The sequence below is a fragment of the Variovorax xiamenensis genome (assembly GCF_050916385.1).
GTDB lineage: Bacteria > Pseudomonadota > Gammaproteobacteria > Burkholderiales > Burkholderiaceae_C > Variovorax.
This window is the reverse complement of record NZ_CP139038.1, coordinates 2,091,721-2,117,063: the sequence shown is the minus strand read 5'-3', so window position 1 is coordinate 2,117,063 and position 25,343 is coordinate 2,091,721. Positions and strand designations below refer to the sequence as shown.

At 66.5% G+C, this 25,343-nt stretch carries 27 protein-coding genes; 8 read left to right on the top strand and 19 right to left on the bottom strand.

Annotated elements, in window-relative coordinates:
- Positions 1-3: 3 nt before the first annotated feature.
- Positions 4-2,172 carry a thiamine pyrophosphate-dependent enzyme gene (locus tag SFB74_RS09270; RefSeq protein ID WP_432730498.1) on the bottom strand — a complete coding sequence of 723 codons (2,169 nt, stop codon included), beginning with the start codon at positions 2,170-2,172 and terminating at the stop codon, positions 4-6.
- A gap of 144 nt (positions 2,173-2,316) precedes the next feature.
- Here SFB74_RS09270 and SFB74_RS09265 point away from each other — a divergent pair, with 144 nt between their 5' ends.
- Positions 2,317-2,793: a MarR family winged helix-turn-helix transcriptional regulator gene (locus SFB74_RS09265; RefSeq protein WP_093307056.1), complete on the top strand. Its 477-nt coding sequence runs from the start codon at positions 2,317-2,319 to the stop codon at positions 2,791-2,793.
- Between the two features lie 19 nt (positions 2,794-2,812).
- On the opposite strand, the gene SFB74_RS09260 is transcribed toward SFB74_RS09265, so the two are convergent.
- From SFB74_RS09260 to SFB74_RS09245, 4 genes are read right to left on the bottom strand one after another with little or no spacing between them, the layout of a single operon-like run.
- The gene (locus tag SFB74_RS09260) at positions 2,813-3,688 is read right to left on the bottom strand and encodes a quinone oxidoreductase family protein (RefSeq protein ID WP_432731903.1); all 876 of its coding nucleotides are present in this window, start codon (positions 3,686-3,688) and stop codon (positions 2,813-2,815) included.
- Between the two features lie 5 nt (positions 3,689-3,693).
- On the bottom strand, positions 3,694-4,494 hold the full coding sequence (locus SFB74_RS09255; RefSeq protein WP_432730496.1) for an alpha/beta fold hydrolase: 801 nt from the start codon (positions 4,492-4,494) through the stop codon (positions 3,694-3,696).
- A complete protein-coding gene (locus SFB74_RS09250; protein ID WP_432730495.1) occupies positions 4,491-5,498 on the bottom strand; it encodes a 3-hydroxybutyryl-CoA dehydrogenase in 1,008 nt (335 codons plus the stop codon). The genes SFB74_RS09255 and SFB74_RS09250 overlap by 4 nt, the downstream gene beginning before the upstream one ends.
- Positions 5,488-6,561, bottom strand: a complete 1,074-nt coding sequence (locus SFB74_RS09245) for an NAD/NADP octopine/nopaline dehydrogenase family protein (RefSeq protein ID WP_432730494.1) — start codon at positions 6,559-6,561, stop codon at positions 5,488-5,490. The genes SFB74_RS09250 and SFB74_RS09245 overlap by 11 nt, the downstream gene beginning before the upstream one ends.
- On the opposite strand from SFB74_RS09245, the gene SFB74_RS09240 reads away from it, so the two are divergent.
- Positions 6,532-6,702: a hypothetical protein gene (locus SFB74_RS09240; RefSeq protein WP_432732042.1), complete on the top strand. Its 171-nt coding sequence runs from the start codon at positions 6,532-6,534 to the stop codon at positions 6,700-6,702. The two genes, SFB74_RS09245 and SFB74_RS09240, sit on opposite strands and share 30 nt — an antisense overlap.
- Positions 6,703-6,773: 71 nt before the next feature.
- On the opposite strand, the gene SFB74_RS09235 is transcribed toward SFB74_RS09240, so the two are convergent.
- Both SFB74_RS09235 and orn read right to left on the bottom strand, forming a co-directional pair.
- Positions 6,774-8,627 carry a DEAD/DEAH box helicase gene (locus SFB74_RS09235; protein WP_432730493.1) on the bottom strand — a complete coding sequence of 618 codons (1,854 nt, stop codon included), beginning with the start codon at positions 8,625-8,627 and terminating at the stop codon, positions 6,774-6,776.
- 257 nt (positions 8,628-8,884) lie between these two features.
- Positions 8,885-9,481: an oligoribonuclease gene (orn, locus tag SFB74_RS09230; protein ID WP_432730491.1), complete on the bottom strand. Its 597-nt coding sequence runs from the start codon at positions 9,479-9,481 to the stop codon at positions 8,885-8,887.
- A gap of 59 nt (positions 9,482-9,540) precedes the next feature.
- Between orn and SFB74_RS09225 the strand changes: the two genes are divergently transcribed.
- The 3 genes from SFB74_RS09225 to rsgA are packed head-to-tail and all read left to right on the top strand — an operon-like array spanning position 9,541 to position 12,154.
- Positions 9,541-10,803, top strand: a complete 1,263-nt coding sequence (locus tag SFB74_RS09225; protein WP_432730490.1) for a M48 family metallopeptidase — start codon at positions 9,541-9,543, stop codon at positions 10,801-10,803.
- A 34-nt stretch (positions 10,804-10,837) separates the two neighbouring features.
- Complete coding sequence (locus SFB74_RS09220; protein WP_432730489.1) at positions 10,838-11,191, top strand: 4a-hydroxytetrahydrobiopterin dehydratase; 354 nt, start codon at positions 10,838-10,840, stop codon at positions 11,189-11,191.
- Positions 11,192-11,203: 12 nt separating this feature from the next.
- A complete protein-coding gene (rsgA, locus tag SFB74_RS09215) occupies positions 11,204-12,154 on the top strand; it encodes a ribosome small subunit-dependent GTPase A (RefSeq protein ID WP_432730488.1) in 951 nt (316 codons plus the stop codon).
- A 25-nt stretch (positions 12,155-12,179) separates the two neighbouring features.
- Here the strand turns inward: rsgA and SFB74_RS09210 are convergent, their stop codons facing one another.
- The 8 genes from SFB74_RS09210 to rpsP form a co-directional block, all read right to left on the bottom strand.
- Complete coding sequence (locus SFB74_RS09210; protein ID WP_432730487.1) at positions 12,180-13,205, bottom strand: hypothetical protein; 1,026 nt, start codon at positions 13,203-13,205, stop codon at positions 12,180-12,182.
- 14 nt (positions 13,206-13,219) lie between these two features.
- Complete coding sequence (hisC, locus tag SFB74_RS09205) at positions 13,220-14,323, bottom strand: histidinol-phosphate transaminase (RefSeq protein WP_432730486.1); 1,104 nt, start codon at positions 14,321-14,323, stop codon at positions 13,220-13,222.
- 16 nt (positions 14,324-14,339) lie between these two features.
- Positions 14,340-15,341, bottom strand: a complete 1,002-nt coding sequence (locus SFB74_RS09200; protein ID WP_432730485.1) for a CobD/CbiB family protein — start codon at positions 15,339-15,341, stop codon at positions 14,340-14,342.
- A gap of 52 nt (positions 15,342-15,393) precedes the next feature.
- Complete coding sequence (locus SFB74_RS09195) at positions 15,394-16,137, bottom strand: CoA pyrophosphatase (protein WP_432730484.1); 744 nt, start codon at positions 16,135-16,137, stop codon at positions 15,394-15,396.
- Between the two features lie 127 nt (positions 16,138-16,264).
- Positions 16,265-16,645: a 50S ribosomal protein L19 gene (gene rplS, locus SFB74_RS09190; RefSeq protein WP_093198687.1), complete on the bottom strand. Its 381-nt coding sequence runs from the start codon at positions 16,643-16,645 to the stop codon at positions 16,265-16,267.
- A 110-nt stretch (positions 16,646-16,755) separates the two neighbouring features.
- Positions 16,756-17,502, bottom strand: coding sequence for a tRNA (guanosine(37)-N1)-methyltransferase TrmD (gene trmD / locus SFB74_RS09185; RefSeq protein WP_432730483.1), 747 nt, complete (start codon positions 17,500-17,502; stop codon positions 16,756-16,758).
- 17 nt (positions 17,503-17,519) lie between these two features.
- Positions 17,520-18,074, bottom strand: coding sequence for a ribosome maturation factor RimM (gene rimM, locus SFB74_RS09180; RefSeq protein WP_432730482.1), 555 nt, complete (start codon positions 18,072-18,074; stop codon positions 17,520-17,522).
- 15 nt (positions 18,075-18,089) lie between these two features.
- A complete protein-coding gene (rpsP, locus tag SFB74_RS09175) occupies positions 18,090-18,353 on the bottom strand; it encodes a 30S ribosomal protein S16 (protein WP_093198680.1) in 264 nt (87 codons plus the stop codon).
- Positions 18,354-18,532: 179 nt separating this feature from the next.
- Here rpsP and SFB74_RS09170 point away from each other — a divergent pair, with 179 nt between their 5' ends.
- Together SFB74_RS09170 and SFB74_RS09165 are read left to right on the top strand one after the other, a co-directional pair.
- Positions 18,533-19,057 (top strand): GNAT family N-acetyltransferase, encoded by a 525-nt coding sequence (locus SFB74_RS09170; RefSeq protein ID WP_432730481.1) that lies wholly within the window; start codon positions 18,533-18,535, stop codon positions 19,055-19,057.
- The gene (locus SFB74_RS09165) at positions 19,054-19,500 is read left to right on the top strand and encodes a TM2 domain-containing protein (protein WP_184635628.1); all 447 of its coding nucleotides are present in this window, start codon (positions 19,054-19,056) and stop codon (positions 19,498-19,500) included. Before SFB74_RS09170 ends, SFB74_RS09165 begins: the two co-directional genes overlap by 4 nt.
- A 10-nt stretch (positions 19,501-19,510) precedes the next feature.
- Here SFB74_RS09165 and SFB74_RS09160 read toward each other — a convergent pair whose 3' ends face one another.
- Positions 19,511-20,854 carry a rhamnan synthesis F family protein gene (locus SFB74_RS09160; RefSeq protein ID WP_432730480.1) on the bottom strand — a complete coding sequence of 448 codons (1,344 nt, stop codon included), beginning with the start codon at positions 20,852-20,854 and terminating at the stop codon, positions 19,511-19,513.
- 89 nt (positions 20,855-20,943) lie between these two features.
- On the opposite strand from SFB74_RS09160, the gene SFB74_RS09155 reads away from it, so the two are divergent.
- Positions 20,944-22,584, top strand: a complete 1,641-nt coding sequence (locus tag SFB74_RS09155; protein WP_432730479.1) for a methyltransferase domain-containing protein — start codon at positions 20,944-20,946, stop codon at positions 22,582-22,584.
- On the opposite strand, the gene SFB74_RS09150 is transcribed toward SFB74_RS09155, so the two are convergent.
- The 3 genes from SFB74_RS09150 to SFB74_RS09140 form a co-directional block, all read right to left on the bottom strand.
- Positions 22,572-23,531: a class I SAM-dependent methyltransferase gene (locus tag SFB74_RS09150; RefSeq protein ID WP_432730478.1), complete on the bottom strand. Its 960-nt coding sequence runs from the start codon at positions 23,529-23,531 to the stop codon at positions 22,572-22,574. The two genes, SFB74_RS09155 and SFB74_RS09150, sit on opposite strands and share 13 nt — an antisense overlap.
- A 94-nt stretch (positions 23,532-23,625) precedes the next feature.
- Positions 23,626-24,636 carry an inorganic phosphate transporter gene (locus tag SFB74_RS09145; RefSeq protein ID WP_432730476.1) on the bottom strand — a complete coding sequence of 337 codons (1,011 nt, stop codon included), beginning with the start codon at positions 24,634-24,636 and terminating at the stop codon, positions 23,626-23,628.
- A gap of 14 nt (positions 24,637-24,650) precedes the next feature.
- On the bottom strand, positions 24,651-25,295 hold the full coding sequence (locus SFB74_RS09140) for a DUF47 domain-containing protein (RefSeq protein WP_093198661.1): 645 nt from the start codon (positions 25,293-25,295) through the stop codon (positions 24,651-24,653).
- Between the last annotated feature and the right edge of the window lie 48 nt (positions 25,296-25,343).

The window sequence follows — 25,343 nt, the reverse complement described above, 5'->3', positions numbered from 1 at the left end:
GCTTCAGAAGGCATAGGCTTCACGGCGGCGCGCTTCGCCGCGCTGCAGCCAGCCGATGACGGCCGCGCGCACGCGCTCGCGAAGCTGGTCCCAGCGGCTGGGGTTGCTCACGATCTGAGCCTTGTAGAACGAAGGGCACAGCACGGCGGCGTGCGAGACCTCGCCGCACACGCCACAGCCCACGCAGCTGTCGAGCACGGTCGCGACCGGGTCGGTGCGCAGCGGATCGGGGTTGGGCTTGATCGACAGCGAAGGGCAGCCCGAAAGACGGATGCAGGAGTGGTCGCCGGTGCAGGTGTCGGAATCGACGCCGAACTTCTCGCGCACCATGCGCTTGCCGTCGGCAATGGCCTTGCGCACCAGCGGCTTCTCGCGGCGCTGCTTGTTGAGCATGCACTCCGACTGGGCGATCAGGACCTTCGGGCCCTTCTCCCGGGTGGTGAGCGCCTCCTTGAGCGCATCGCGCATGCCGGCGATGTCGTAGGTGCGGCGCAGCGTCTTCACCCACTTGACGCCCACGCCGCGCACCGCGCTCTCGATCTCGTGGCCGGTGCTGCGCGTCTTGTTGACGGCATTCGATGAAAGGATGTCCTGCCCGCCGGTGGCCGAGGTGTAGTTGTTGTCGACGACGATGGTGAGGTTGTCGCTCTTGTTGAAGACCGCGTTGGCAACGCCGCTGGTGAGGCCGTTGTGCCAGAAGCCGCCGTCGCCCATCATCGAGATCGCGCGCTTGCCTGCAGGCGCGTTGAGCGCCGCGGCACCCGCGCCACCCAGGCCGTAGCCCATGGTGGTGTTGCCGATGTTGAAGGGCGGCAGGATGGAGAACAGGTGGCAGCCTATGTCGGCGCTCACGTGGTGCGGGCCGAGTTCGCGCTCGACCAGCTTCATTGCGCTGAAGATGGGACGCTCGGGGCAGCCGGTGCAGAAGCCCGGCGGGCGGGCGTGCACCACTTCGCCAAGCGACGTGGAAGGCACTGCGGGTTCGGCGACCTCGATGAGAGGAATCACCTTGCGCACGGGCGCGGGCACCGGCAAGGGTGCAATGCGTTCATAGCGCTCGCAGAAGCTGCGTGCGCCCTTGAGCAGTTCGGCCGCTGTGTACTCGCCGGCCACCGGCAGCATGTCCTTGCCGTGCAGCACGGTGGAAGAGCCGGCCTGGCGCAGGATGGTCGCGAGGTTCTGCTCGACGAAGTTGGGCTGCCCCTCTTCCACCACCAGCACCGCGCGCTTGCCTTCGCAGAAGCGGATCACCTCGCTCTCGATGACGGGGTAGGCCACGTTCATCACGTACAGCGGCACCTTGGTGTTGCCGTAGACGTCGGCCAGTTCGAGGCGCTCCAGCGCACGCATCAGGGTGTTGTAGCTGCCGCCCTGCACGATGATGCCGATGTCGTCGGCGTCTTCCGAGAAGAACTCGTTGAGCTTGCGCTCCTCGATGAAGCGCACGGCCGCGGGCCAGCGGTCCTTCACCTTTTCCTGCTCGTGCACGAAGCTAGCGGGCGGCAGAACGATTCGGCCTACGTCGCGCTGTGGGTTTTCGAGCGCATCTTTCAGCGTGAACTTCGCGCGCTTGTTGTCGCCAGCGACGAAGTGGCCGTGCACGTGGCACGCGCGGATGCGCAGCTGCAGCATCACCGGCGTGTTGCTGGCTTCGGAGAGATCGAAGCCCTGCTTCACCGCATCGACGATGCTCGGCAGGTTGGGACGCGGATCGAGCAGCCAGATCTGCGACTTCATCGCGAAGGCGTGGCTGCGCTCCTGCATGATGGACGAGCCTTCGCCGTAGTCCTCGCCCACGATGATGAGAGCGCCGCCAGTCACACCGCCCGACGCCAGATTGGCCAGCGCATCGGAAGCCACGTTGGTGCCCACGGTGGCCTTGAAGGTGACGGCGCCGCGCAGCGGGTAGTTGACGGAGGCTGCGAGCGTGGCGGCCGCGGTGGCTTCGCTCGCGCTGTTCTCGAAGCGGATGCCCTGCTCGGCGAGGATGTCCTGTGCGTCGGCCAGCACGTCCATCAGGTGCGAGATGGGCGCGCCCTGGTAGCCCGCCACGTAGGAAACTCCCGACTCCAGCAAGGCCTTGGTGACCGCGAGAATGCCCTCGCCACGAAAGACTTCTCCCCCGGAAAGCCGCAGTTTCTTGACTTCTTCAACGAATGAACGCTCGGCCATCTGGGTCCTTGTTGTCTATCGTGGGACGATGAGTTTCGGGAGCTGCATCGCGGTTCATATAATGTTGACAAATGAATGTATCCACAATCATGAATTACCCTAGACATGCAAGCAGCGTGCCCGTGGCGACTGTGAGGTGCCTTCATGGCTGATCAACCCGTCGAATCGCATCGCTTCGTCGATGACTACCTGCCCGCGCTGCTGGCGCAGGCGAGCCAGCTGATCTCCTCGGAGTTCCACGAGGTGGCGCGCCAGCAGGGCTTCTCCGTGTCGGAGTGGCGAGTGATGGCCTCGCTCGCCGGCAGCGAGCCGATCAGCATCGGCCAGCTCGCGCAGGTGACCGTGACCAAGCAGCCCACGGTGACGCGGCTGCTGGACCGCATGGAAGCACGCGGGCAGGTCGAGCGCCTGCCCCACGAGAGTGATCGCCGCATCACGCTGGTGCGAATCACGCGCAAGGGACTCAAGGCGGTGGAGCACCTGATGGAGCTGGCGCGCGAGCACGAGCGGCGCGTGCTGGAGCCCTTCGGACTGCGGCGCGCGGAAGAGCTCAAGCAGACGCTGCGGCAGATGATCGACCTGCACGTGCGCGTACCGGGCGACGAACCGGAAGAAGAGTGAGACTTCCGGGCTCCGCCTCTCAGAGGTGGGGCACGAAAACCGCGCGGCCGCGATGGCCGCGCTGTGAGATCCAGTCGAGCGCGGAAGCGGCGTCCGCGAGCGCGAACGGTCGCACTTCGAGATGCAGGCGCCCGTCCGCCAGCCTCGCCAGCAATTCGGGAGCCGCAGCGCGACCCTGTGCTTCGCGCCGGAACATGTTGAGAGGCAGCAGCGCCACGTCGCGCTGGAGAAAGTGCGCGATGTCCAGGGACAGCAAAGGCCCGGCGGTGTAGCCGACCAGCACGGCCCGCCCACCCGGGCGCACTGCGGGCAGCGTGCGAGCAAGCACGTCTCCGCCGACCGTGTCGATCAGCAGATCGGCGCTGGCGGCCGGTGGTGGTCCAGCCTCCGGTGCCACGGCGACAGCTACGCAACCCGCATCGCGCGCAAGCTGCATTACGAGCGAACCGACGGCACCGCTCGCACCCGTCACCAGCACCTGTTCGCCGGCTTGCAGCTTCGCGACCTCGTGCAGCGCCACCCACGCCGAGGTTGTGGGCGAGAAGAATGCCGAGCCCAGCGCCATCGACACGGCATCCGGCAACGGGCCGAGCGCTTCGTCGGGCGCATCGATCTGTTCGCACCAGGTTCCATCGAAGAGCGTGCCCAGGCCACTGCCGCGCAGCCAGATGCGCTGTCCTGCTTCGTAGCGCTTGCTCGCAATGACGACGCCCGCTGCCTCGACACCCGGCGTGTACGGCATCGGCGGATGACGCAGGAAGCTCCCGCGCCACACGGTGCGGTCGATGTGCCCTACCGTCGCGGCCTCCATGCGCACGATGGTTCGGCCGGGCCGCGCCACAGGGTCGGCGACCTCTTCCAGCACTGGCGCTTCATTGAAGCCGTGGATGCGCACGGCTCTCAAGGCAGCGTCTCCAGGAAGTCGAGCACCGTGCGCGCAAAGGCCTCAGGCAACTGATCGGGCAACGGCACCATGCCGCCTTCGACATCGACGATGCGTGCCTGCGGCAGGTGATGCTTCAGTTCCGCCGCATGGGGCGCGGCAAAGGGATCTTCGGTGGCGCGCACGATCAGCACGGGTTGCGCAACGAGGCCGATGCGGTCTTCCATGCGGTAGGACGCAACGGCGCGATGCCCCTCTTCCACGCGATGCCCGACCTTCAACGCGTCGAGCACGAAGGCTTCGAGCAGATCGGGGCGACCGGCCGGATAGAAGCCCTGGCGCTTCTGCCACAGCGCGGTGAGATGCGAGCCGTCTTCGCTCGGTGCCACCTCGTCGATGGGCGGGCGCTCGGCCCGCGCCCGGCGAAAGGATTCGTCGGTATACGGAGTGGAGGACAGCACCAGGCTGCGAACGCGCTGCGGAAGCGCCGCGGCGAGCTCGACCGCGATGACGCCGCCGGTGTGATGCCCCACCACGTCGGCCTGCCCGATGTTCAATGCATCGAGCAGCTCGCCAGCCACACGCGCCCATTGCTCGATGCTTGCCGGCACGCCGCCGTCGGCGGAGTCGCCGAAGCCTGCCGTGTCCATCGCGATGACCCTGCGGCTCCCGCCGATCAACGGCAGCACCGCACGGTACTCGGCCCAGCTGCGCGGCGACTGGTGCAGCAGCAACACAGCCGGCGCCGCAGGGTCGCCGCATGCCGCGTAGTGCACCTGCCCCACCGACAGGTCGGCAAAGGCGCGGCGGATGCTCATGACAAGGTCCGGTCGGCAGGTGCGCGCCACAGGCCAGCGTGCTTCAGTTCGCCGAGCGTGCGCGAGAGCACGTCGCGCCGGTAGACGGCGACGTCGCGGCCCTCGTACTCGTAGAAGCCGCTGCCGCTCTTGAGCCCCAGCCGCCCCTGCTCGACCATCTTCCCGACGATGGCCGGCGCGGTGTATCGGCCGGCATCGAGCGAGGCCGACATCTCGCGGCTCGCGTGATGCAGGATGTCGCAGCCGCCGAAATCGATGAACTCGACCACACCCAACGCCGCGAAGCGCAGGCCGAGGCCGTAGCGCGTGGCCTTGTCGATTTCCTCGGCGGTGGCCGCGCCCTCCTCGATCATTCGCGCGGCCTCGTTCATCACCAGCGCCTGCAGCCGCGGCACGATGTAACCCGGAGAGGCACCGCAAACCACGGGCAGCTTGCCGATCTGCTCCATCAGCGCCTTGGTGCGCGCGAGCACCGCGGCATCGGTGCCGGGATGGCAGCTCAGCTCGACCACGGGGATCACGTAGGCCGGGTTGAGCCAGTGCATGTTGAGGAAGCGCCCTGGCAGCCGCACGAGCGACGCGAGCTGCGTCACGAGGATGCTGCTGGTGGTCGAGGTCAGGATCGCGTTGTCGCGGCAATGGCGGTTGATCTGCTCGAATGCTTCGCGCTTGGCCTCCATGGTTTCGGGCACGCCTTCGAACACGAGTTCGGCGGCGGCCAGTGCCTGCGGGGCGTCAGCGGCGTTGACGAAGTCGACACGCCCGGCGATGGCGCCTATCTGCGAATCGTCGATCACGCCCAACTGCGCGAGCCCGGAGAGGCTGGCCTCGATCTCGGCCTTCGCTTCGTCGCGCAGGCGCTGCCATGCATCGTCGGAGCGCTGGCGCAGGTCGATCAGGGAGATGCGGTGACCGGCATAGGCGAACGCGATCGCGATGCCGCGCCCCATGCGGCCCGCGCCCACGGCTGCGAAGCGTGGCGGCGAAGCCGCTTCATTCGCCATCGTGAAGCCTCTGCTTGAGCTGTGCCGTGCTCAGACCGGCGAAGCCCAGGCTCTCGAAGGTGCGAGGGCCGCGCCGCAGATCGCGTCCGAGAAAGCCGCCGACGATGGCCAGCAGGCCGTGCGCAATCGGTGCATCCACGCCCGCATGGCGCGCGGCCGAGGCCAGGAAGGCAAGGCCGAGCTCGGTGTCCTCGGTGATGTAGCGGTGCGTGTGCAGGTCGATGTTCTCGCGCCAGTCGCCCGACTTGACGAGCTGCTTGTGCGCGTCGCCATACATCCACTGGTCGTTGTTGTAGTGGTCGGCCAGCGGATAGTGCGGCGCGCCCTGTCCGAAGGCTTCGCGAACGGCCATGCGCTCCTGGTCGAGCCGGTCGGTCACGTCGCGCACGGCACGCTGCGTGCCTTCGTTGTGGATGTCCCAGCGTTCGAAGTGCTGCAGCGGCGCTGCGTTCATCACCATCAGCGGCGGGTGGATGACGGGGCCCGCGTTCATCAGCGCACCCGAGAGTGCATCGCCGCAGCCATGCACGGCCGGATAGGCCTTGCGGATCACTTCGATGGCTTGCGTCTCCTTGCGGGCGGGGTACACGCCGGTCGGCAGGCGGATGGCGCGAATGGTGACGTTGACTTCGCGCTCCCCGTGCTTGCGCGCCAGATAGGGCAAGGTGCCGGTCTCGGCCCAGGCGACGTCGGCGCGGCTGCCCGCCTCTTTCACCGTCTTCGCCATCACGTAGCTGCCGAAGGTGCCCGGCGGCAGGAACACGACCTGGCAGTCGACCAGGTGCGGCGCCATGGCGAGCGCAATGTCGTGCTGGGCGATGGCGGGCGTGGGAATGACGATCAGCTCGGCGCCTCGCATGGCGGCACCGATGTCGGCGGTGGCGAGCGCGATGGGCACCTCGCGCGGGCCATCGGCGTCTTTCAGCGTGATCGCCCCGGCGCGCTGCAGCGGCTCGAGCGCTGCGGCATCGCGGCGCCAGAGGCGCACTTCATGGCCGGTTTCAGACAGGTCCGCGGCAGCCGCGTAGGCGCCATGACCACCCCCAAGAATCGCAATTTTCATGTCGAAAGTCGAAAAGCAGGTGTCGATGAACCGGCAGCCGGGAAGTGGCTCCGGGGAAGCGATGCGCCATTACATTACTTTTCATCGATTCAGATGTCAATCAAACTCAACGAAGCCGATGTGCTCGGAAACCCGCAATGAAAAAAGCCCGCGTTCTCACGAACGTGGGCTTTTGAAGGGGGCAAAGTGGCCGTCTGGCCACTTGGAGAGGATCAGCGACCGGGCTTGAACGCGCGCTTTTGCGTGTCGCGAGGCACGAACACCTTGCCGGCGCCGCCATGGCCGGAGCCATTGCCGCGGGGCGCGAAGCCACCGCCGTCGCCACGACCACCGCCGCCGGCGTGACCGTGGCCACCGCGCGGAGCGCTGTCGCCCCAACCGGGCTTGCGGCCGTAGCCGGCTTCGTCACGGCCACCACCGCCGAAGCCGGCGTTCTGGCCCTGGAAGCCGCGCGGGCCCGGGGCACGCGAATTGCGGTCGTTGAAGCCGCTGGCGCCGGCGTAGCCGCCACCATTTCCGCCACGGTAGCCACCACCACCGCCACCGCCGAACTTGCGATCGCGCGAGTGGCCGTCGCGGCCGCGGCCGCCGAAGTCGCCTTGCGGGCGGAACTGGGGCATGCGCTGCTGCGGTTCCATGCCCGGAATCGTTTCGGCCTTGAACTGCTGGCGGCTGTAGTGCTCGATGTCCATGATCCGGCGACGATCGCGGAACTCGGCGAAGGTGACGGCGATGCCGTCGCGGCCCGCGCGACCGGTGCGGCCGATGCGGTGGGTGTAGTCCTCGGCCTTCATCGGCAGGCCGAAGTTGAAGACGTGGGTGATGGTCGGCACGTCGATGCCGCGCGCAGCCACGTCGGTGGCCACCAGGATCTGCACCTGGCCGTTGCGCAGCGCCATCAGGCGACGGTTGCGCAGGCCCTGGCTCAGCGCGCCGTGCAGCGCGACGGCGCTGAAGCCGTCCTGCTGCAGGTCGTTGGCGAGGCCGTCGCACTCGACCTGCGTGCTGGCGAACACGATGGCCTGGTTGATGCTGGTGTCGCGCAGCCAGTGGTCGAGCAGCTTGCGCTTGTGCTGGGCGTTGTCGGCCCAGAACAGCACCTGCTTGATGTTGGCGTGCTTTTCCTGCGGGCTGTCGATGGTCACGCGCTGCGGCTCGCGCATCACGCGAGCAGCCAGCTGCTGGATGCGCGGCGCGAAGGTGGCGCTGAACATCATGGTCTGCTGGCGCTCGATGGTGAGCTGGTTGATCTCGGCCAGATCGTCGGCAAAGCCCAGGTCGAGCATGCGGTCGGCTTCGTCGACAACCAGGAACTTGACCTGGTCGAGCTTGATCTGCATCGAGCGTTGCAGGTCGAGCAGGCGGCCCGGCGTGGCGACCACGAGGTCGGCGTTCTGCAGGCGGGCGATCTGGAGCTGGTAGGGCATGCCGCCCACCACGTTGGCAATGCGCAGGCCGCGGCAGTGGCGAACCAGTTCGATGGCGTCGTGCGCGACCTGCTGCGCGAGTTCGCGCGTCGGGCACAGCACCAGGGCGCCGGGGGTGGCGGCCTTGAAATGGCGGGCGTTGGTCGGGTCCTTGCGCTTCGGCTTCTTGGGAGGAGCTTCGCCGCGGGCAGCGGCTTCGGCGGCCAGGCGCTGGAACTCGGCCCGGGCTTCGGCTTCGGCTTCGGCCTGGCGTTTGATCAGCGTGTGCAGCACGGGCAGCAGGAAGGCGGCGGTCTTGCCCGAGCCGGTCTGGCTGGAGACCATCAGGTCGACGAAGCGCGCCGACTTGGCAGCGCCGTCCTGGTCGCCCATGGCGATGGGAACGACCTTTTCCTGCACGGCGGTGGGCTGGGTGAAGCCCATGTCCGCCACGGCGGCGATCAGCTCGGGCGCAAGGCCCAGCTTGATGAAGCCATTGGGAGCAGCGGGCTCTTCGGCGGCAGCCGCTTCGGGAGCGGTGCCGTCCAGCGCTTCGAGGATGGGAGCCTCGGACACGGTGTCCGCGGCGGCGGTGAATTCGTTGTGGGTAGCGGATTGCACAGGCGCGAACTCGCCCTGCGCTTCAAAAGCGTCGGTCATGAATGTCAATCTCAAACGCGAGCGCTGCCGTAGGCGGCGCCCCGTTGGTGGTTAAAAACATCAACCATCCAACGACATTCAACTCCGGGCGGATGCCCGAGGCTGCGGCCCTTTTTTGATCAGCGAATGCGATCGGGCGCGGTGTGCAAGATAGGGAGATGCAAGAAACGCTGGCCGGGCCCAAAAATACCTGCCCTGTCAGCGAAGCCTGCGATTATGGCATGGATTCGGGTTTTTACCTAATCCCTAGCCTTGACTCAGTCCGCGAGGCGCAAAAAGGTCTCGCGGTAGTGAGCAAGCTCCTCGATGGACTCGTGCACGTCCGCCAGCGCCGTGTGCGCCTGCTGCTTCTTGAAGCTGTTGTAAGCCGCGGGCTTCCAGCGCTTTGCCAGTTCCTTCAGCGTGCTCACGTCGAGGTTCCGATAGTGGAAATAGGCCTCCAGCTTGGGCATGTACTTGACGAGGAATCGCCGGTCCTGCCCGATGGTGTTGCCGCACATGGGCGAGCCGCTGCGCGGAATGTACTTGGCGATGAATTCGAGCAGTTGCTGCTCGGCGGCGGCTTCGTCGAGGGTGGAGGCCTTGACCTTGTCGATCAGGCCGCTGCGGCCATGCGTGCCCTTGTTCCAGGCGTCCATGCCATCGAGCACGGCGTCGCTCTGGTGGATGACGAGCACGGGGCCGTCGATGCAGGGGGTGAGGTCGGGGCCGGTCACGACCACGGCGATTTCGAGCAGGCGCTCTTTTTCGGGGTCGAGACCGCTCATTTCGCAGTCCAGCCAGACCAGGTTCTGGTCGCTTTTCTTCAGTACGGGCGTGGCCGCGGGAGACGTCGGGTCAAGGGATTCGGGCATCGCAGGATTGTCGTCGAAGGGCTGCGGCCCCAGATAGCGAGGGCTAAACTCGCCGATCCATGTCCTATTCGCTCATCTTCACCATCGCCTTCGCGGCCGCGATCGTCGCGGGCCTGCTCGTGAAGTTCTGGCTGGCCACGCGGCAGGTCCGCCACGTGGCGCAACACCGCGGCATCGTGCCGGCCGCTTTCGCACAGACCATCACCCTCGCCGCCCACCAGAAGGCGGCCGACTACACCATCGCCAAGGCGCGCTTCGGCCTGATCGAGATGGCATGGAGCGCTGTACTGCTGCTAGGCTGGACCCTGCTCGGCGGCCTCGACCTGCTCAACAAGCTCCTGCTGGGCTGGATGGGCGGCGGCATGCTGCAGCAACTGGTGCTGCTGGCCGTCTTCGCCGGAATCGGCGGCCTGCTCGAGCTGCCCTTTACGCTCTGGCAGACCTTCCGGCTCGAAGAACGTTTCGGCTTCAACAAGATGACCTGGAAGCTTTGGCTGGCCGACATGCTCAAGTCGACGCTTCTTGGCACCCTGATCGGCCTGCCGATCGCGGCGCTGATCCTCTGGCTCATGGGCGCGGCCGGCCAGTTGTGGTGGCTGTGGGCCTGGGGCGCGTGGATGGGCTTCAACCTGCTGCTGATGCTGATCTATCCGACCTTCATCGCTCCGCTGTTCAACAAGTTCCAACCACTGGACGACCCCACGCTCAAGGAGCGCGTGACGGCCCTCATGAAGCGCTGCGGCTTCGCTGCAAAAGGCCTGTTCGTGATGGACGGCAGCACGCGCAGCGCGCATGCCAACGCCTACTTCACGGGCTTCGGCGCCAGCAAGCGCGTTGTGTTCTACGACACGCTGCTGCGCCAGCTCAATGCCGGCGAGGTCGAGGCGGTGCTGGCGCACGAACTCGGCCACTTCAAGCACCGGCATATCGTGAAGCGTCTGGTCGCGATGTTCGCGCTGAGCCTGGCCGGCTTCGCGCTGCTCGGCTGGGTGTCGACGCAACTCTGGTTCTATGCCGGCCTGGGCGTGCAGCCCAACATGGCTGCGCCCAACAGCGCGCTGGCGCTGCTGCTGTTCATGCTCGCCGTGCCGGTCTTCGGCTTCTTCGTTGCTCCGCTGTCCGCCCTGCTTTCGCGCAAGCATGAATTCGAGGCAGATGCCTATGCGATAGCCCAGACCAGCGGCGCCGACCTTTCGGCCGCTCTGCTGAAGCTCTACCAGGACAACGCATCGACGCTCACGCCAGACCCGGTGTTCGTCAAGTTCTACTATTCGCACCCCCCTGCTTCCGAACGTCTCGCCCGCATGGCGACGGCGGCCTGATCCGACCTCCCCTCACATCCCGAAGAAGCCCATCATGAGCAGCATGTTCAAGCCCAAGGACTGGAAGAACCTCCCTCCCCGCAAGGCGCTGAGCGCCACCGAGATCGTGTCCGCTCTGGCGCGCCTCGACGGCTGGAAGCTCACGGGCGACGGCGCCGATGTCGCCATCGAAAAGACCTTCAGCTTCGCCAACTATTTCGAGACCATCGCCTTCGTGAATGCGCTGGCCTTCGTGGCGCACACGCAAGACCATCACCCCGACCTGTCGGTGCACTACAACCGTTGCGTGGTGCGCTTCAACACGCACGACGTGAACGGCCTGTCGGTCACCGACTTCGACTGCGCCCGCCAGGCCGACGCGCTGGTCGGCGCCACTCCCGCCGCCTGATGGAACGCGCCCTTGGCTAAACCCGGCCGCGCAGCGGCAGCATCGGCTGCCGCAAAGGCCCTCCATGAAGGGCTCGTCGTCGCCAGCCATGGGCGTCACTGCCTCGTCGAAACGCCCACGGGCGAACGGCTGATCTGCCATCCGCGCGGCAAGAAGAGCCAGGCCGTGGTCGGCGACCGCGTGCACTGGCAGGCCAGCGAGGACGAAGGCACCATCGAGCAGGTGCTGCCGCGGCGCAATCTCTTCTACCGGCAGGACGAGATCCGCACCAAGTCGTTCGCGGCCAATCTCGACCACGTGCTGATCCTGATCGCGGCCGAGCCGGAGTTTTCCGAGCATCAGCTGGCCCGCGCGCTGATCGCCGCCGAGGCCGAGCGCATCGCGCCGATCATCGCGCTCAACAAGAGCGACCTGGTCGAGCCCTTCGAGCGCGCATGGGCCAGGCTCGCACCCTATCGCCGCATGCACCACGGCGTACTGCCCCTGTCGCTGAAGGCTTCTGCGGAGGCGGACTACGCCTCGCTGATGAAGCTGCTGGCCGGAAAATCTACCCTGGTACTGGGCCCGTCCGGCTCGGGCAAGAGCACGCTGACCAACCTGCTGGTGCCCGGCGCGGCGGTGCTGACGCAAGAGATTTCGCAGGCGCTCAACTCGGGCAAGCACACGACCACCAGCACCACCTGGTACTGGATCGACGAGGCTCGTACCACCGGACTGATCGATTCGCCCGGTTTCCAGGAATTCGGCCTGAACCACATCGCGCCGATGCAGCTCGCCGGGCTCATGCCCGATATCGCCGAGCATGCCGGCGACTGCAAGTTCTACAACTGCACCCATCTGCACGAGCCGGGCTGCGGCGTGATCGCGAACGTGGAAACCGCCGATGCGCCGGGCGCCATCAGCGCGAGCCGCTACAGGATCTACGGCGAGCTGTTCGCCGAGCTGAGCCAGAAGCGGTACTGACCGACCGCAAACGGCGGCGACGCCCTCAGCCGAGCCAGACCCGGTAGGACTGCCAGGTCGGATCGAAGACCAGTTCCATCGTCGACGACAGTTCCATGTCGTCCTGCAGCGATTGCGCCTGCGTGATCGCGCTATCGGGGTCGGCCACCTGGAAGTGGATGGTGCGCACGCCCTCCTCCAGCACCACATGCGTGCAGCAGCCGGCCTCGTGCACCTGCAGCCGCGCAGTCAGCCGGTCTTCATAGGCGCGGGCCTCTTCCAGCTCCTCGCCCGATTCGACCGGAACCGCCACTGACAGGCGATGGCACAGGTCGGCACGCCCCACCAGCGCGGTGGCCGTGTCGTTGCGCATGACGATCATCTCGATCTCGCGGCCGTCCTCGGCCGTGCGCGTCGCGCTCACGCCCGACCACGCATGCTCGCCCGGAAGAAACGCCCCGGTATGGCCGAGCTCGTCTCGCCAGCAGGCGTCGAACAGGGGAACGAAATCGTCGAGTGGCACGCCGCTGAAGTCCGCCTGCGCATCCGCATCGACATAGTCGACCGCGCCCACCTTCACCGCGAAGTCGTACTCGCCCAGGATGTGGTCGAGCATGATGAGGCTCATGTGGCGGGCGTGGTCCTGCATGTCCATCGGGATCGGCTTGGCGAAGCCGATCTCCAGCGCCACCCGCCCGCGATAGGGCTCGTGCTTCACCAGCACCTCGGAGCTGGCCAGCTCGAAGTTGTTCATGCGCATGCCGAAGCCGTCGCTCGCCCGCTGACGAAAGGCCTCCACCTCGACGCGGGGCAGCCTGGGGCTGGACTGCACCAGCATCATCAGGTCCTCGAAGTCGTCCACCGATCCATGTGCGGTAAGCACGAGCTTGAACTCGGGCGGATCACCGGCCACCTCGGCCGCCAGCCGTGGGAAGTGGGGCTCCAGCAGCGCGTTCAGCCCTTCCATCAGCTCCCGGGCGGGCAAGGCCCGAAGGCTTTCGAGCCGGGTGCTCACGGCCTCCCAGAAGCCTGCGCAAGCCTCGGCGCGCGGATCGGTGTCTTGGATCGGCATTGCCAGCGTTTCCTTCAAGGAGATGTATCGAGGATGTCCTGCAGGCGCTGCACGAGCACGCTGCACTGCTCCCGCGTGCCGATGCTGATGCGCAGGTACTGCGCGATGCGCGGCTGCCTGAAGTGCCGTACCAGCACCGCGCGCTCGCGCAGCAAGGCGGCCAGTTCAGCCGCGTCGCGGCGCGGATGGCGCGCGAAGACGAAGTTGGTCTGCGACGGCAGCACCTCGAAGCCCAGGTCTTCGAGCTGGAGGGCCAGGCCCTCCCGGGTGTCGACGATCTTGTGGCAGGCGTCGCGGAACCAGTCCTCGTCCTCGAGCGCGGCGATGGCACCCGCCGAGGCCAGGCGGTCGAGCGGGTACGAATTGAAGCTGTCCTTCACGCGAACCAGCGCATCGATCAGATGAGACTGGCCGCAGGCAAAGCCCACGCGCAAGCCGGCCAGCGCGTGCGACTTCGAAAGGGTCTGCACGACGAGCAGGTTCGGATGCCTGCTGATCAACGGCATCGCGCTCTCGCCACCGAAATCGACGTAGGCCTCATCGACCAGCACCACGCGATCAGGACAGGCGTCGAGCAGCTGCTCGATGCGCGAGAGCGGCAGGCCAATGCCGGTCGGCGCGTTCGGATTCGCGACGACGATGCCCCCGCAGCCCTGGCGCGCGCGGGCCGCAAGCGCGTCGACGTCGATCCGCAGGCCTTCGTCCACAGGCTGCTGCTCGCAGGCGATGCCGTAGAGCTGCGCGTAGACCTTGTAGAAGCTGTAGCTCACGTCCGGCATCAGCAACGGCTCGGCCTGCTGGAAGAACGCGAAGAAGGCGTGCGCAAGCACTTCGTCGGAGCCGTTGCCGGCGAATACCTCGCCGGGCTGCAGGCCGTGCCGGCGGGCGACCGCCTCGCGCAACGCGAACGAGGTGGGGTCGGGGTAGCGCTCCAGGCCCTCTTCGGCCGCGCGCCGGATGGCCTCCACGGCCACCGCCGACGGCGGATACGGGTTCTCGTTGGTGTTGAGCTTGATGAGGTTCGCGATGCGCGGCTGCTCGCCGGGCACGTAGGGTTCGAGCGCGGCGATCCGCGGGCTCCAGAAGGCCGGCACCGGCTGCTGCTGCTGCTGAGGCATGGCTTTGGCCTTTCGCTCAGCCGAGCAGGCGAGCCAGGGTCAGCAGGGCCAGCAGCACCATCCACATCACGACCGAGCGCCAGACCAGGCCGACGACGCTGCGCAGATGGCCCGGCTCGGGCTCGCGGCCGGGCGTGCTGCCGCTGTCGGTGCGGCGACCGTCGGCCAGCGATTCGCCAGCCTGGGCACGCGGCAGCGGGTCGGCAACAGGGATCGGGCGCAGCGAACCGCCGCCGAGCCGCACGTTCACCGCGCCCGAGGTGGCCGCGAGGATCACGCCGTCGTTCTCGTTGGGAAAGCGCTGCGCGTCATTACGCCAGCAGTCGATCGCCTCCTCGAAGCTGCCGACCACCGCGAAGCCCAGCGCGGTGATGCGCGCGGGCAGCCAGTCGATGGCATGCCATGCGCGATCCGCGGCCTCCTGCACCGACACGCTCGAAGGCTGAACCGCGGCGCCGTTCTTGTGCGCCCAGTAACGCGAGACGAATTCGCTCATGCGGTAGAACACCGCGCCCGCGGGCCCGAGGCCGACGGCCGCGATGATCGAGAACCATGCGAGCACGCCGAACACATGGCGGTGCGCGGCGATCACCGAGTGCTCGATGACGTGGCGCACGATCTCGCTGCGCGGCAGGTCGGCCGCGTCGACGCCTTGCCAGTGCGCGAGCAGCGAGCGCGCCAGAGGCTCGTCGCCTTCGTCGAGCGCATCGCGGATGTCAGTGAAGTGGTGGCTGAACTGCCGGAAGCCCAGCGTGACGTAGAGCACGGCAATGCTCCAGAGCACCGCGAAAGGCAGGCCGAGCGTGAGCACCAGAAGCCAGTGGACGCCCAGCGCGCCGAGCGTGGGGACGAACACCGCGAGCCCCCAGGCGATCCATCCGTGATGCGGCTTGCCCGCGTCGAAGTTGCGGCTGGTCCAGCGTGTCCACGCAAGCACCGCGCCGTACACGGGGTTGTGCGGGCCCAGCGGCCGCACCTGCTCTATCAGCAGCGCGCACAGGATGGCAAAAAAGCTCATCCTTCGATGATAGCGAGAGCGCCTGAAGGTTCAGGCCGTATTCAGGCTGGATTCAGGCCGCGAGGAAGCGGTAGAGATTGCGCAGCATGCCCGCGGTCGCGCCCCACACGAAGCGCTCGTCCGGGCCGTCCTGGTAGGGCATCGAGTACCACTGGCGCCGGGTGCCATCGGGCGCGGGCACGGTGTGATGGCGGTGATTGGCCGGGTCCATCAGCCAGTCGAGCGGCACCTCGAAGGCCTCGGCGACCTCGTAGGGATTGATGGTGAGCTCGAAGTCGGGCTGCACCAGCGCGACCACGGGCGTCACGATGAACGAGGTCACCGTCGTGTACGTCGGCAGGCTGCCGAGCACCTCGATGTATCGAGCCGAAAGGCCGACCTCCTCCCAGGCTTCGCGCAGCGCGGCAGCGGCGATGTTGGCGTCTTCCGGGTCGACACGGCCACCGGGAAATGCGACCTGGCCCGAATGGGTCGACAGGTTCGATGTGCGCTCGGTCAGCAGCACCGTCGCGCCCTGAGGGCGCTGCACGATCGGCACCAGCACCGCCGCCTGGGCGGGCACGCGATCGGTCATGCGCGGCTCGCGGCGCAGTTCGGGCGTCCAGGCGGGCGGGGTCGCAAAACGCGCTCGCAGTGCCTGCGCCGTCAGCTGCGCGGCTGCCACCGCCGGCAATCCCTCGGTCTCTCCAGCCACGAAAGGCACCTTGCGCGGGTCGAATTGCATCAGCGTGGGCGGCGCCACGGCATTGACGATTTCGGCGGAGGCGGCCTGCGGGGAAGTGGACGAGTTGGTCAAGAGATGAAAGGTGCCGGAGTCGGGTGGACGAAGTAGAGCGGAAAAAGGGAAAGTTGTCGCTGAGCGGGGGCAACAATGCAAAAAGCCGCCAGAGCGGCGGCTTTTTGCACGACAGGAAAGGCAGCTATTACGCGGCCGATGCAGCCGTCGACTTGCTCGGCAGCTTTTCCTTGATGCGTGCCGAACGGCCGCTGCGGTCGCGCAGGTAGTACAGCTTGGCGCGGCGCACGTCGCCACGACGCTTGACTTCGATGCCGGCGATCAGCGGGCTGTAGGTCTGGAACGTACGCTCCACGCCTTCGCCGCTGGAGATCTTGCGCACGGTGAAGCCGCTGTTCAGGCCGCGATTGCGCTTGGCGATCACGACGCCTTCGTAGGCCTGCACGCGCTTGCGGGTGCCTTCGACGACGTTCACGCTGACGATGACCGTGTCACCGGGCATGAATTCGGGGATGGTCTTGCCGAGACGGGCGATTTCTTCCTGCTCGAGGGTCTGGATGAGGTTCATGATTTCCTGATATTCGATCGTGCCGGGCTACACAAAAGGCGCCTTTGGCTTTCACGGGAAGACCGCAAAAAGACCGGGCGCGGCCGGACAGAGGATCGGGGAATCGTGGATTATAGCTTTTTTTTCAGCGCAGCCTCATCGGCCTTGCCAAGACGCCCTGCCGCACGGGCCGCGTCGATCAGCTCGGGGCGCCGCTCGGCCGTGATGGCAAGGCGCTGGTCGCGCCGCCAGCGCTCGATCTGGGCATGGTGGCCCGAGAGCAAAGGCGCCGGAACGCCCTGCCCGTTCCATTGCTCGGGCCGCGTGTAGTGCGGGCAATCGAGCAGCCCGTCGAGTGCCGGATTGAAGCTGTCCTGCACGTGGCTGGCCTCGTCGCCGAGCACGCCCGGCTGCAGCCGCGCCACGGCGTCGAGCAGCGCCATGGCCGCAATCTCGCCGCCGGACAACACGAAATCGCCCAGGCTGATCTGGTGGGTGACGCGCGCGTCGATGAAACGCTGGTCGATGCCTTCATAACGGCCGCAGATCAGCACAGCGCCCTCGCTCCCCGACCAGCGCTCGACCACCTCGTGCCGCAGCGCTTCGCCAATGGGGGAAAACAGAACGACCGGCGCCTCGGCCCCACGTGCGGCGAGCGCCGCATCGAGGCAATCGGACAAGGGCTCGGCCATCATGACCATGCCGGGGCCGCCGCCGAACGGCCGGTCGTCCACGCGCTTGTAGTTGCCCTGCGCGAAGTCACGCGGATTCCACAGCACCACCTCGACCTGCTTCGACTCGTAGGCACGGCGCGTCACGCCGCTGACCACGAAGGGCGCGAACAGTTCGGGAAAGAGCGTGAGAACGTCGAAGCGCATGCCGCGCGGGGCGCCGGTCAGTAGTCCGGCTGCCAATCGACCGTAATAAGCCGCCCGGGCAGGTCGACCTTGTCGACGAAGGCGGAGACGAAGGGCACCATGCGCTCGATGGCCTTGCCGTCTTCTTCGGCAGCCAGCACCAGGGTGGTCTGCGGTCCGGTTGCGAGCAGCTCGCGCACCGTGCCGAGCGCGACGCCTTCGCGGTTGACCACCGACAGGCCGATCAGGTCGACCCAGTAGTACTCGTCGTCGCCGGCCGTCGGAAAGCTCGAACGCGGCACGAACACGCGCGCACCGCGCAACGCCTCGGCGGCATTGCGGTCAGGCACGTCTTCGGACGTGGCAACGATGCAGTCGGAATGTTCCTTGGCTTCGCGGATCGCGAGCCGGAAGGCTGTGCTCGCCGAGGCTCCGGGAGCCTGCAGGAACCAGCGCTTGGAAGAAAAAAGCGCCTCGGGTTGGGCGCTGTGGGGCAGGACCTTGAACCAGCCCTTGATGCCCCAGGCATCGGCGATGCGCCCTACTTCGATCGCATCCGCCGGCAATTCGGCGGCTTCGAGTGCGGGCAGCATCGCCGTGCGGTCGGCTTAGGCCGCCGCCTTGGGAGCTGCCGAGGCAGCTTGCTTGATCAGGCGCAGAACGGTGGGCGAAGCTTGTGCGCCGACGCTCTTCCAGTACGCCAGACGGTCCTGGGCGATACGGATGCTTTCTTCGTTTTCCTTGGCGGTCGGGTTGTAGAAGCCCAGGCGCTCGATGAAACGGCCATCGCGGCGAACGCGCTTGTCCGACACGACGATGTTGAAGAACGGACGGCCTTTGGAGCCGCCGCGGGAGAGTCGAATGACGACCATGATTTATCCTTGGGTGGTCAGCAGGCCTCGTGGATTGAAAAAAGGCCCGCTCACAATGTTCTTCCAGCGTCGAGACACGCGACTGGCCACCCGGCCAGCGACACGCTGAAAAGCCCGCGATTATAGCCCGACCCGCGTTTTTCTCCGAATTCCGGCCTCGCGCCGCCTGTTTCACACGCATGCCCCTCGCCATCCGCCCCTGCCGCGAAGAAGACATCGCAGCCATCACCGCCATCTACGCGCACCATGTGCTGCACGGCACCGGCACCTTCGAGACCGAGCCTCCCTCCCCCACCGAAATGGCCGCCCGCCGCGCGGACGTGCTCGCCAGGAGCCTGCCTTACCTGGTCGCTGAAGAAGACGGCGGAGTGTTGGGTTTTGCCTACTGCAACTGGTTCAAGCCGCGCCCGGCCTACCGTTTTTCGGCCGAGGACTCGATCTACGTGGCGGAGTCAGCGCGCGGCAAGGGTCTGGGCGCCAAGCTGCTGGCGGCGCTGTCGCAGGCAGCCGAGGCGGCGGGCGTGCGCAAGCTGATCGCGGTGATCGGCGACTCCGCCAATGCAGGCTCCGTCGGCGTGCATCGCAGCCAGGGCTTCACGCACGTCGGCGTGCTGAAGGACTGCGGCTGGAAGTTCGGCGAATGGCGAGACGTCGTATTGATGGAAAAGGTGCTCGGCGAAGGCAGCACCACCAGACCCGAATGAAAAACAAGACCGTTGCCGCCTGGCTCTCCTTTCTCGGCGGCCCCCTGGGGCTGCATCGCTTCTACCTGCGCGGCATGGGCGACTGGCTCGGCTGGCTGCTGCCCATTCCCACCGCGCTGGGCGTCTACGGCATCGAGCGCGTACGCATGTACGGCGTGGACGACGGCCTGAGTTGGGCACTGATCCCGCTCCTGGGCTTCACCATCGCCGGCTGCGCCCTGATGGCCATCGTCTACGGCCTCATGACGCCCGAGAAGTGGAACGCCCGCTTCAACGCCAGCGCGCCGGCTGATGCCGAACCCGGCCGCACCAACTGGTTCACCATCGGCGCCGTCGTGCTGGCTCTCTTCTTCGGCAGCACGATCCTGATGGCCAGCATCGTCTTCAGCTTCCAGCGCTACTTCGAGCACCAGATCGAAGAGGGGCGGAAGATTTCGCAGTAGCCCAGGGCCTCTAGACCAGGCCGTGGTCGAGCAGGAACCGCAGACGCCCTTGCACGAACAGCGGCCGGCCTCGGTTCACCATCTCGCGCACGATCTTCGAGCGCATTTCGCTTTCGACGTCCTGCAGGATCATTTCGCAGTCGTGCTCGAAGTAGATGTCGCGCGCGATCAGGTCCTTCTTGACGATGGGGCAGCGCATCAGTGTCCGGAAGAGCCCGAAGCCGAGGTGAATCTGGCTGCCCTGGGTGACCTCCATCATCAACCGGTCGACCAGCGCACGGCGAGCCAGCGCCTGCGCCACCTTCAATGACTGATCGTCGACCGGATCCGGCACGGGGGAGACAGGCGTTCGCGCCTGCTCGGCCAGTTGCGCCCGTCTCGCCCGATAGCTGGCCAGCGTCGGCGTGCCCGACGCCGTGACCACGGGGGCAACGGGCATGGCGGATTCGACAGGCACGGCCGACGCAGCAGCGACGGCGGGCCCGGTCTGGCTGGAAACCGACAGGGGTTCGACCAGCCGCAGCGCCGCCATCGACTGCGCCATCAGCCCGTCCAGCGGTTGCAGCCGGAACGCCGGCCGCATGACTTGAGTCAGGGAAATCAGCCCCCGCAGGTCGAGCGCATTCAGTTGATGCACGAGCTTCTCGGCACTGTAGATGACATCGATGCTGTAGCCGCGCTGCTTGAGGCAGGCCGACAGGGCCACCTCGCCGTGCAGGATCGCGTAGGGTCGCAGGTCGTAGGGTCGGTACCGCCGCCAGAAACGCAGGACGTCGGAGTCCAAGAACACCTCGCCCGACACTGCCAGCGCATATGAACCGATATGGTGCGATTTCTCATGGTTCTCGAAGGCACCGGTCACATCGAAACGCCTCTGGCACAGCGCGCCAACCAGGTCGTCGAGCTCCTTGCCCTTGAGGAAGAAGATGCTGTCGTTCAGATAGAGCATCCGCCCCGGCCTCAGCCCCTGCTCGCTCAGGTAGAGCGTGGCCGCCCGGTAAGCGCCCATGTCCCGCCCCACGTTCCTGCGGACCAGCACGCGGTGTGCGCTGCGCAGCAGCAGTGCATGGGAGGCCGCATCGAGCTTGCCGTTGCACACCACGATGGCATTGACGCCCCCTTCTTCCAACGACTGCAGCAGGTCGAGGAAATCGGGGGTAAGGCCGAACTTGGCGTACTTGACGACGATGGCGAAGATGTCGCCCTGCGCCAGCCGCGGTGTCTCGTCCGAAAGAAAGGCCGGCCGACGCTCGCGCACGACCGAGGGCCACTGACGGACTTTGGTCGTCGCGCAATAGGCGTAATACGCGAGGCGGGTCGCCGTCGCACGGAGCATCCTGAGCAGTGCTCTCATGAAGCCTCCATCCAGTAATCTCAGTTAATATTTGTTTCACAGTTTATAGCCCTTCGGCCCGGCCACCTCCTTCAAGACACAGCCACTTCATGGATTTCCGCAGCCACATCCGTCAGACCACCTCCAAGACAGACAAGGGCATCGAGATCGGCGCGTCGTATGCGCCGATCCTTCCGAAATCCGAGGGCTATGACGTGTTCGTGATCGACCATGCCGACCAGGAACAGCTGCGCTCCAAATACGGCGCCATGGGCGTCGACACCCGCAAGATCGAGCCCGTCGACGCCATCGACGACGGCGGCGAATTCACTCAACTGCTCGAGGAAGGCGACTCCTTCGACTTCATCCTTGCAAGCCACGTTTTCGAGCACCTGCCCGATCCGATCCACTTCCTGCAGCGCTGCGAACGCGCGCTCGGCGACACCGGCCGGCTGATCCTGCTGATTCCCGATCGCCGGTTCACCTTCGACTACCTGCGCCCCGTCAGCACGACCGGCCAGTTGCTGCGCGCCTACCTGAGCGAACAGCGCCGCCACGACGCCGGCGCGCTGTATGACCACTACGCCTCCAATGCAGCGCGCGACGGCGTGCAGGTCTGGGGCGACAGCGGCGGCGGCCACATCGCCTTTGCCAGCTCACCGCTGGACGGCTACGTGAACGCAGTGAACAAGAGCACCGGGTACATCGATTGCCACGCCTGGGTATTCACGCCCGCGAGCATGCGGCTGATTCTTGCCGACCTGCGCACCATGGGCCTGATCTCGATGGGCGAGACCTTCTTCCACGAGAGCGTGGGCTGCGAATTCATGATCACGCTGTCGCGCGATGGCGCGGGACCCATTCCCGAGCGCAGCTCGCTGGCGCGGGAGGCGATCCTGGAGGCAGCACGCGGCGGCGTGCATGCGGACGCACCTGCCGCCTTGGCCCAGCCCCTCGCAGCCATCGACGTGGCGCAGGGCTATGTGAACGAACCGCCCCATCCGCAACACGCCGTCGATCTGTTCAAGGGACGATGGGTCTCGGCTTTTCCAGCCGACTCGCGATTGCAGGCCGGCAACGTGGTCCTGCACGACGACATTCGCCTGCGCTGGCTGGTGGAGGCGGCAGGCGGCGTGAAGGGCCTCGACGTCCTCGAACTCGGACCGCTCGAAGCGGGCCACACCAAGTTCCTGCTCGATGCCGGCGCGCGATCGGTCCTGGCGATCGAAGCCAACAAGGACGCCTATCTGCGCTGCCTTGTCTCGAAGGAAATCCTCGGGCTGCGCGACGCTCGTTTCCTGCTCGGCGATTTCTGCGCGTTCCTCGAATCCGATGCGCGCCGGTGGCCGCTGATCGTGGCGAGCGGCGTGCTCTATCACATGGCCGATCCGCTGCGACTGCTTGAACTGCTGGCGGCGAGGACCGACACGCTTTTCCTGTGGACCCACGTCGTCGACGCCGTCGCCATGCCATCCGACGACCCGCGACGCGCCGCGATCACCGGCACGCTCGAGAAGCGCTGGCGCGACGAGACGGTGCAGCTGCACCGACGACCCTACGGCCCCGTCACCGATGTCCGCTTCTGCGGCAGCGCCGCGGCCGAACCGCTGTGGATGGAGCGCGACGACCTGATCCGGGTGCTGGGCATGCTGGGCTTCGACCGCATCGACATCCAGCATGAGGAGCCCGGACACGCGGCGGGACCGGCGCTGTCGGTCCTTGCGCGCCGATCGGCGGTTCAGAGGGGGTAGACGTCCTCGGCAATGTCGTCCATCTCGACCGGCCAGTCGAGCGTGGTCTCGCCGACCTTGCGAAACAGCACGCAGGACATCAGCGCCACGGTGTGCATCTCGCCGAAATTGGCGCCGGGCGAGAAGTTGTGCGCCACCACGTAGGCCATCGTTCCATGCACCGCCTCGATGATCTCGAAGCCGGTCGCGCGGTTGAACAGCGCCTTCCACGCATGCTTGGAGAAGCGGAAGTAGTCGCAGGGCTCCTCGTGCAGCGGCCAGGTCTGCGGCGCCATCACCAGGCCAAGCCCGCCGACTCGCATGACGCGATTCATCTCGAGCACCACCTTCCAGGGCATCAGCAGGTGCTCGAAGACCACGAAGGACATGGCGGCGTCGAACTCCTGCAGCGGCAGCAGCCGGCTGAGTTGATGGGCGTCGCCGACCACGTCGACGTTGGGGCCCTCCATCACGTCGAGCCCCGTGTAGCGCCAGCCGGGCGGGAGATGGCCTGTGTAGAGCGCGCCCGTGCGCATGCGCGAGCCGATCTCCAGCATATGGCCCGGAGGCCTCTGCGCGAGCATCGCGAAGAAGCGGTGCATCAGCGCCACGGATGGCTCCTCGGCAGCGGCGGGGTCGATGGCTGCGGAGTGCGTGCGGCCATCGGCCAGCGTAAGCACCACCGATGCCGGCCACAGCGACTGGGTGTCCGCACCAACCCGCACCAGTTCGTCGAAGCGGCACGCGTTGGCGCGATGACCGTAGCGCCGCGTCAGGTCCGGGCTTGGCAGGCCGTGCCGCGCGATCGGGAAAGTCCGGCCATCGCCCAACACCAGCGCCACGCTGGCCACGTCGTCATGGTCCGCGACGGCGTGGCCGGTGAGGTGGACGGTCTCGTGGAAGAAGGAATAGCGCTCCACCGAACATGCGATTCCGGTGGTTGATTTCTCGGGCTCAAGATGGCGCATGCGGTCGCCTCACGAATGAATCGGCTCGGAAACTGACAATTTGTTGCAGTATGCCATCGCCGGTTCAGGGCGCCCCGCTGCGACCGGGCCCGACTCAGAACAGCTGCATGCTGATCCAGTAGGCGATCGCAGCAACAAAGGCCGAAGCCGGAATCGTGAAGATCCAGGCCCAGACGATGTTGCCCGCCACGCCCCAGCGCACCGCGCTCGCGCGCTGCGTGGACCCCACCCCGACGATGGCGCCGGTGATGGTGTGGGTGGTCGACACCGGAATGCCCAGCGCGGTGGCCAGGAACAGCGTCAGCGCACCGCCCGTTTCGGCGCAGAAGCCGCCCACGGGCTTGAGCTTGGTGATCTTCTGGCCCATCGTCTTCACGATGCGCCAGCCGCCGAACATGGTGCCCAGCGCGATCGCTGCGTAGCAGCTCACGATGACCCAGTTCGGGGGCGTCGAATCGCTGGCGGAGGCATAGCCCGTGGCAATCAGCAGCATCCAGATGATGCCGATGGTCTTCTGTGCGTCGTTGCCGCCATGGCCCAGGCTGTAGGCGCCGGCCGAGACCAGCTGCAGCCTGCGGAACCAGCGGTCCACGCGCGATGGCGTGGCACGGCGGAAGCCCCAGGCCACCACGACCATCATCAGCGAGCCCAGCAGGAAGCCCAGCAGCGGCGAGACGAAGATGAACGCCACGGTCTTCCAGATGCCCGAGGCCACGAGGCCGCTGGTGCCGGTCTTGGCGATCACGGCGCCCACGATGCCGCCGATCAGCGCGTGCGACGAGCTGCTCGGAATGCCGTAGTACCAGGTCACGAGGTTCCAGCTGATGGCGCCCACGAGCGCGCCGAACACCACGTGCACGTCCACCACCCCGGGCTGGGCGATGCCCTTGCCCACCGTGGCGGCAACGCTCAGGTGAAAGATGAAGATCGCGACCAGGTTGAAGAAGGCCGCGAAGACCACGGCCTGCCCGGGCTTGAGAACCCCGGTGGAAACCACCGTCGCAATCGAATTGGCGGCGTCGTGGAAGCCGTTCATGAAGTCGAACAGGATCGCCAGAGCGACCAGCACCACAACCACCCAGAGGGCGACCTGAACCGTTGCCATCGGTCGCTGCCCGCTTACGAATTCTCGAGGACGATGCCCTCGATCACGTTGGCCACGTCCTCGCACTTGTCGGTGATCGTCTCGAGCAGCTCGTAAATCGCCTTGAGCTTGATCACTTCGCGCACGTCGGGCTCCTCGCGGAACAGCTTGCTCATGGCACTGCGCATCACGCGGTCGGCGTCCGACTCGAGGCGGTCGATTTCCTCGCAGGTCTTCAGCGTGGCCTCGGCCACGGCCGGGTCGGCGATGCGGCCCAGGAACTTGACGGCGTCCTTCAGGCGGTCGCAGCATTTCACGCTCAGCGAGGTGAGGCGCACGATCTCGTCGGTCATGTGGCGCACGTCGTACAGCGCCATGGTCTCGGCCGAGTCCTGGATCAGGTCGGCCACGTCGTCCATCGTGTTGATGAGCTTGTGGATCTGCTCACGGTCGATGGGCGTGATGAAGGTCTTGTGGATCAGCCGGTTGACGTCGTGCGTCACGCGGTCGGCGGCGCGCTCGGCGTTGTCGACGTCGCGGTTGTACTGCTCGCGCAGGTGCACGTCGCTGTAGTTGGTCACCAGTTGCTCGAACGCCCGCGCCGCCTCGACGATGCGCTCGGCGTGCTGGTTGAACATCTCAAAAAAATTCCCCTCGCGGGGCAGCAGCTTGCCGAACATGGGTGGCGCTCTCCTGGATCTCGGAACTTGCCTGCCACAAACGTGTGA

Coding starts and splice junctions, on each gene's coding strand:
- SFB74_RS09270 (WP_432730498.1), bottom strand. CDS start 2,172: ATGGCCGAGCGTTCATTCGTTGAAGAAGTCAAGAAACTGCGGCTTTCC.
- SFB74_RS09265 (WP_093307056.1), top strand. CDS start 2,317: ATGGCTGATCAACCCGTCGAATCGCATCGCTTCGTCGATGACTACCTG.
- SFB74_RS09255 (WP_432730496.1), bottom strand. CDS start 4,494: ATGAGCATCCGCCGCGCCTTTGCCGACCTGTCGGTGGGGCAGGTGCAC.
- SFB74_RS09250 (WP_432730495.1), bottom strand. CDS start 5,498: ATGGCGAATGAAGCGGCTTCGCCGCCACGCTTCGCAGCCGTGGGCGCG.
- SFB74_RS09240 (WP_432732042.1), top strand. CDS start 6,532: ATGACCACCCCCAAGAATCGCAATTTTCATGTCGAAAGTCGAAAAGCA.
- SFB74_RS09245 (WP_432730494.1), bottom strand. CDS start 6,561: ATGAAAATTGCGATTCTTGGGGGTGGTCATGGCGCCTACGCGGCTGCC.
- SFB74_RS09235 (WP_432730493.1), bottom strand. CDS start 8,627: ATGACCGACGCTTTTGAAGCGCAGGGCGAGTTCGCGCCTGTGCAATCC.
- orn (WP_432730491.1), bottom strand. CDS start 9,481: ATGCCCGAATCCCTTGACCCGACGTCTCCCGCGGCCACGCCCGTACTG.
- SFB74_RS09225 (WP_432730490.1), top strand. CDS start 9,541: ATGTCCTATTCGCTCATCTTCACCATCGCCTTCGCGGCCGCGATCGTC.
- SFB74_RS09220 (WP_432730489.1), top strand. CDS start 10,838: ATGAGCAGCATGTTCAAGCCCAAGGACTGGAAGAACCTCCCTCCCCGC.
- SFB74_RS09210 (WP_432730487.1), bottom strand. CDS start 13,205: ATGCCGATCCAAGACACCGATCCGCGCGCCGAGGCTTGCGCAGGCTTC.
- hisC (WP_432730486.1), bottom strand. CDS start 14,323: ATGCCTCAGCAGCAGCAGCAGCCGGTGCCGGCCTTCTGGAGCCCGCGG.
- SFB74_RS09200 (WP_432730485.1), bottom strand. CDS start 15,341: ATGAGCTTTTTTGCCATCCTGTGCGCGCTGCTGATAGAGCAGGTGCGG.
- rplS (WP_093198687.1), bottom strand. CDS start 16,645: ATGAACCTCATCCAGACCCTCGAGCAGGAAGAAATCGCCCGTCTCGGC.
- trmD (WP_432730483.1), bottom strand. CDS start 17,502: ATGCGCTTCGACGTTCTCACGCTCTTTCCCGAACTGTTCGCGCCCTTC.
- rimM (WP_432730482.1), bottom strand. CDS start 18,074: ATGCTGCCCGCACTCGAAGCCGCCGAATTGCCGGCGGATGCGATCGAA.
- rpsP (WP_093198680.1), bottom strand. CDS start 18,353: ATGGTCGTCATTCGACTCTCCCGCGGCGGCTCCAAAGGCCGTCCGTTC.
- SFB74_RS09170 (WP_432730481.1), top strand. CDS start 18,533: ATGCCCCTCGCCATCCGCCCCTGCCGCGAAGAAGACATCGCAGCCATC.
- SFB74_RS09165 (WP_184635628.1), top strand. CDS start 19,054: ATGAAAAACAAGACCGTTGCCGCCTGGCTCTCCTTTCTCGGCGGCCCC.
- SFB74_RS09160 (WP_432730480.1), bottom strand. CDS start 20,854: ATGAGAGCACTGCTCAGGATGCTCCGTGCGACGGCGACCCGCCTCGCG.
- SFB74_RS09155 (WP_432730479.1), top strand. CDS start 20,944: ATGGATTTCCGCAGCCACATCCGTCAGACCACCTCCAAGACAGACAAG.
- SFB74_RS09150 (WP_432730478.1), bottom strand. CDS start 23,531: ATGCGCCATCTTGAGCCCGAGAAATCAACCACCGGAATCGCATGTTCG.
- SFB74_RS09145 (WP_432730476.1), bottom strand. CDS start 24,636: ATGGCAACGGTTCAGGTCGCCCTCTGGGTGGTTGTGGTGCTGGTCGCT.
- SFB74_RS09140 (WP_093198661.1), bottom strand. CDS start 25,295: ATGTTCGGCAAGCTGCTGCCCCGCGAGGGGAATTTTTTTGAGATGTTC.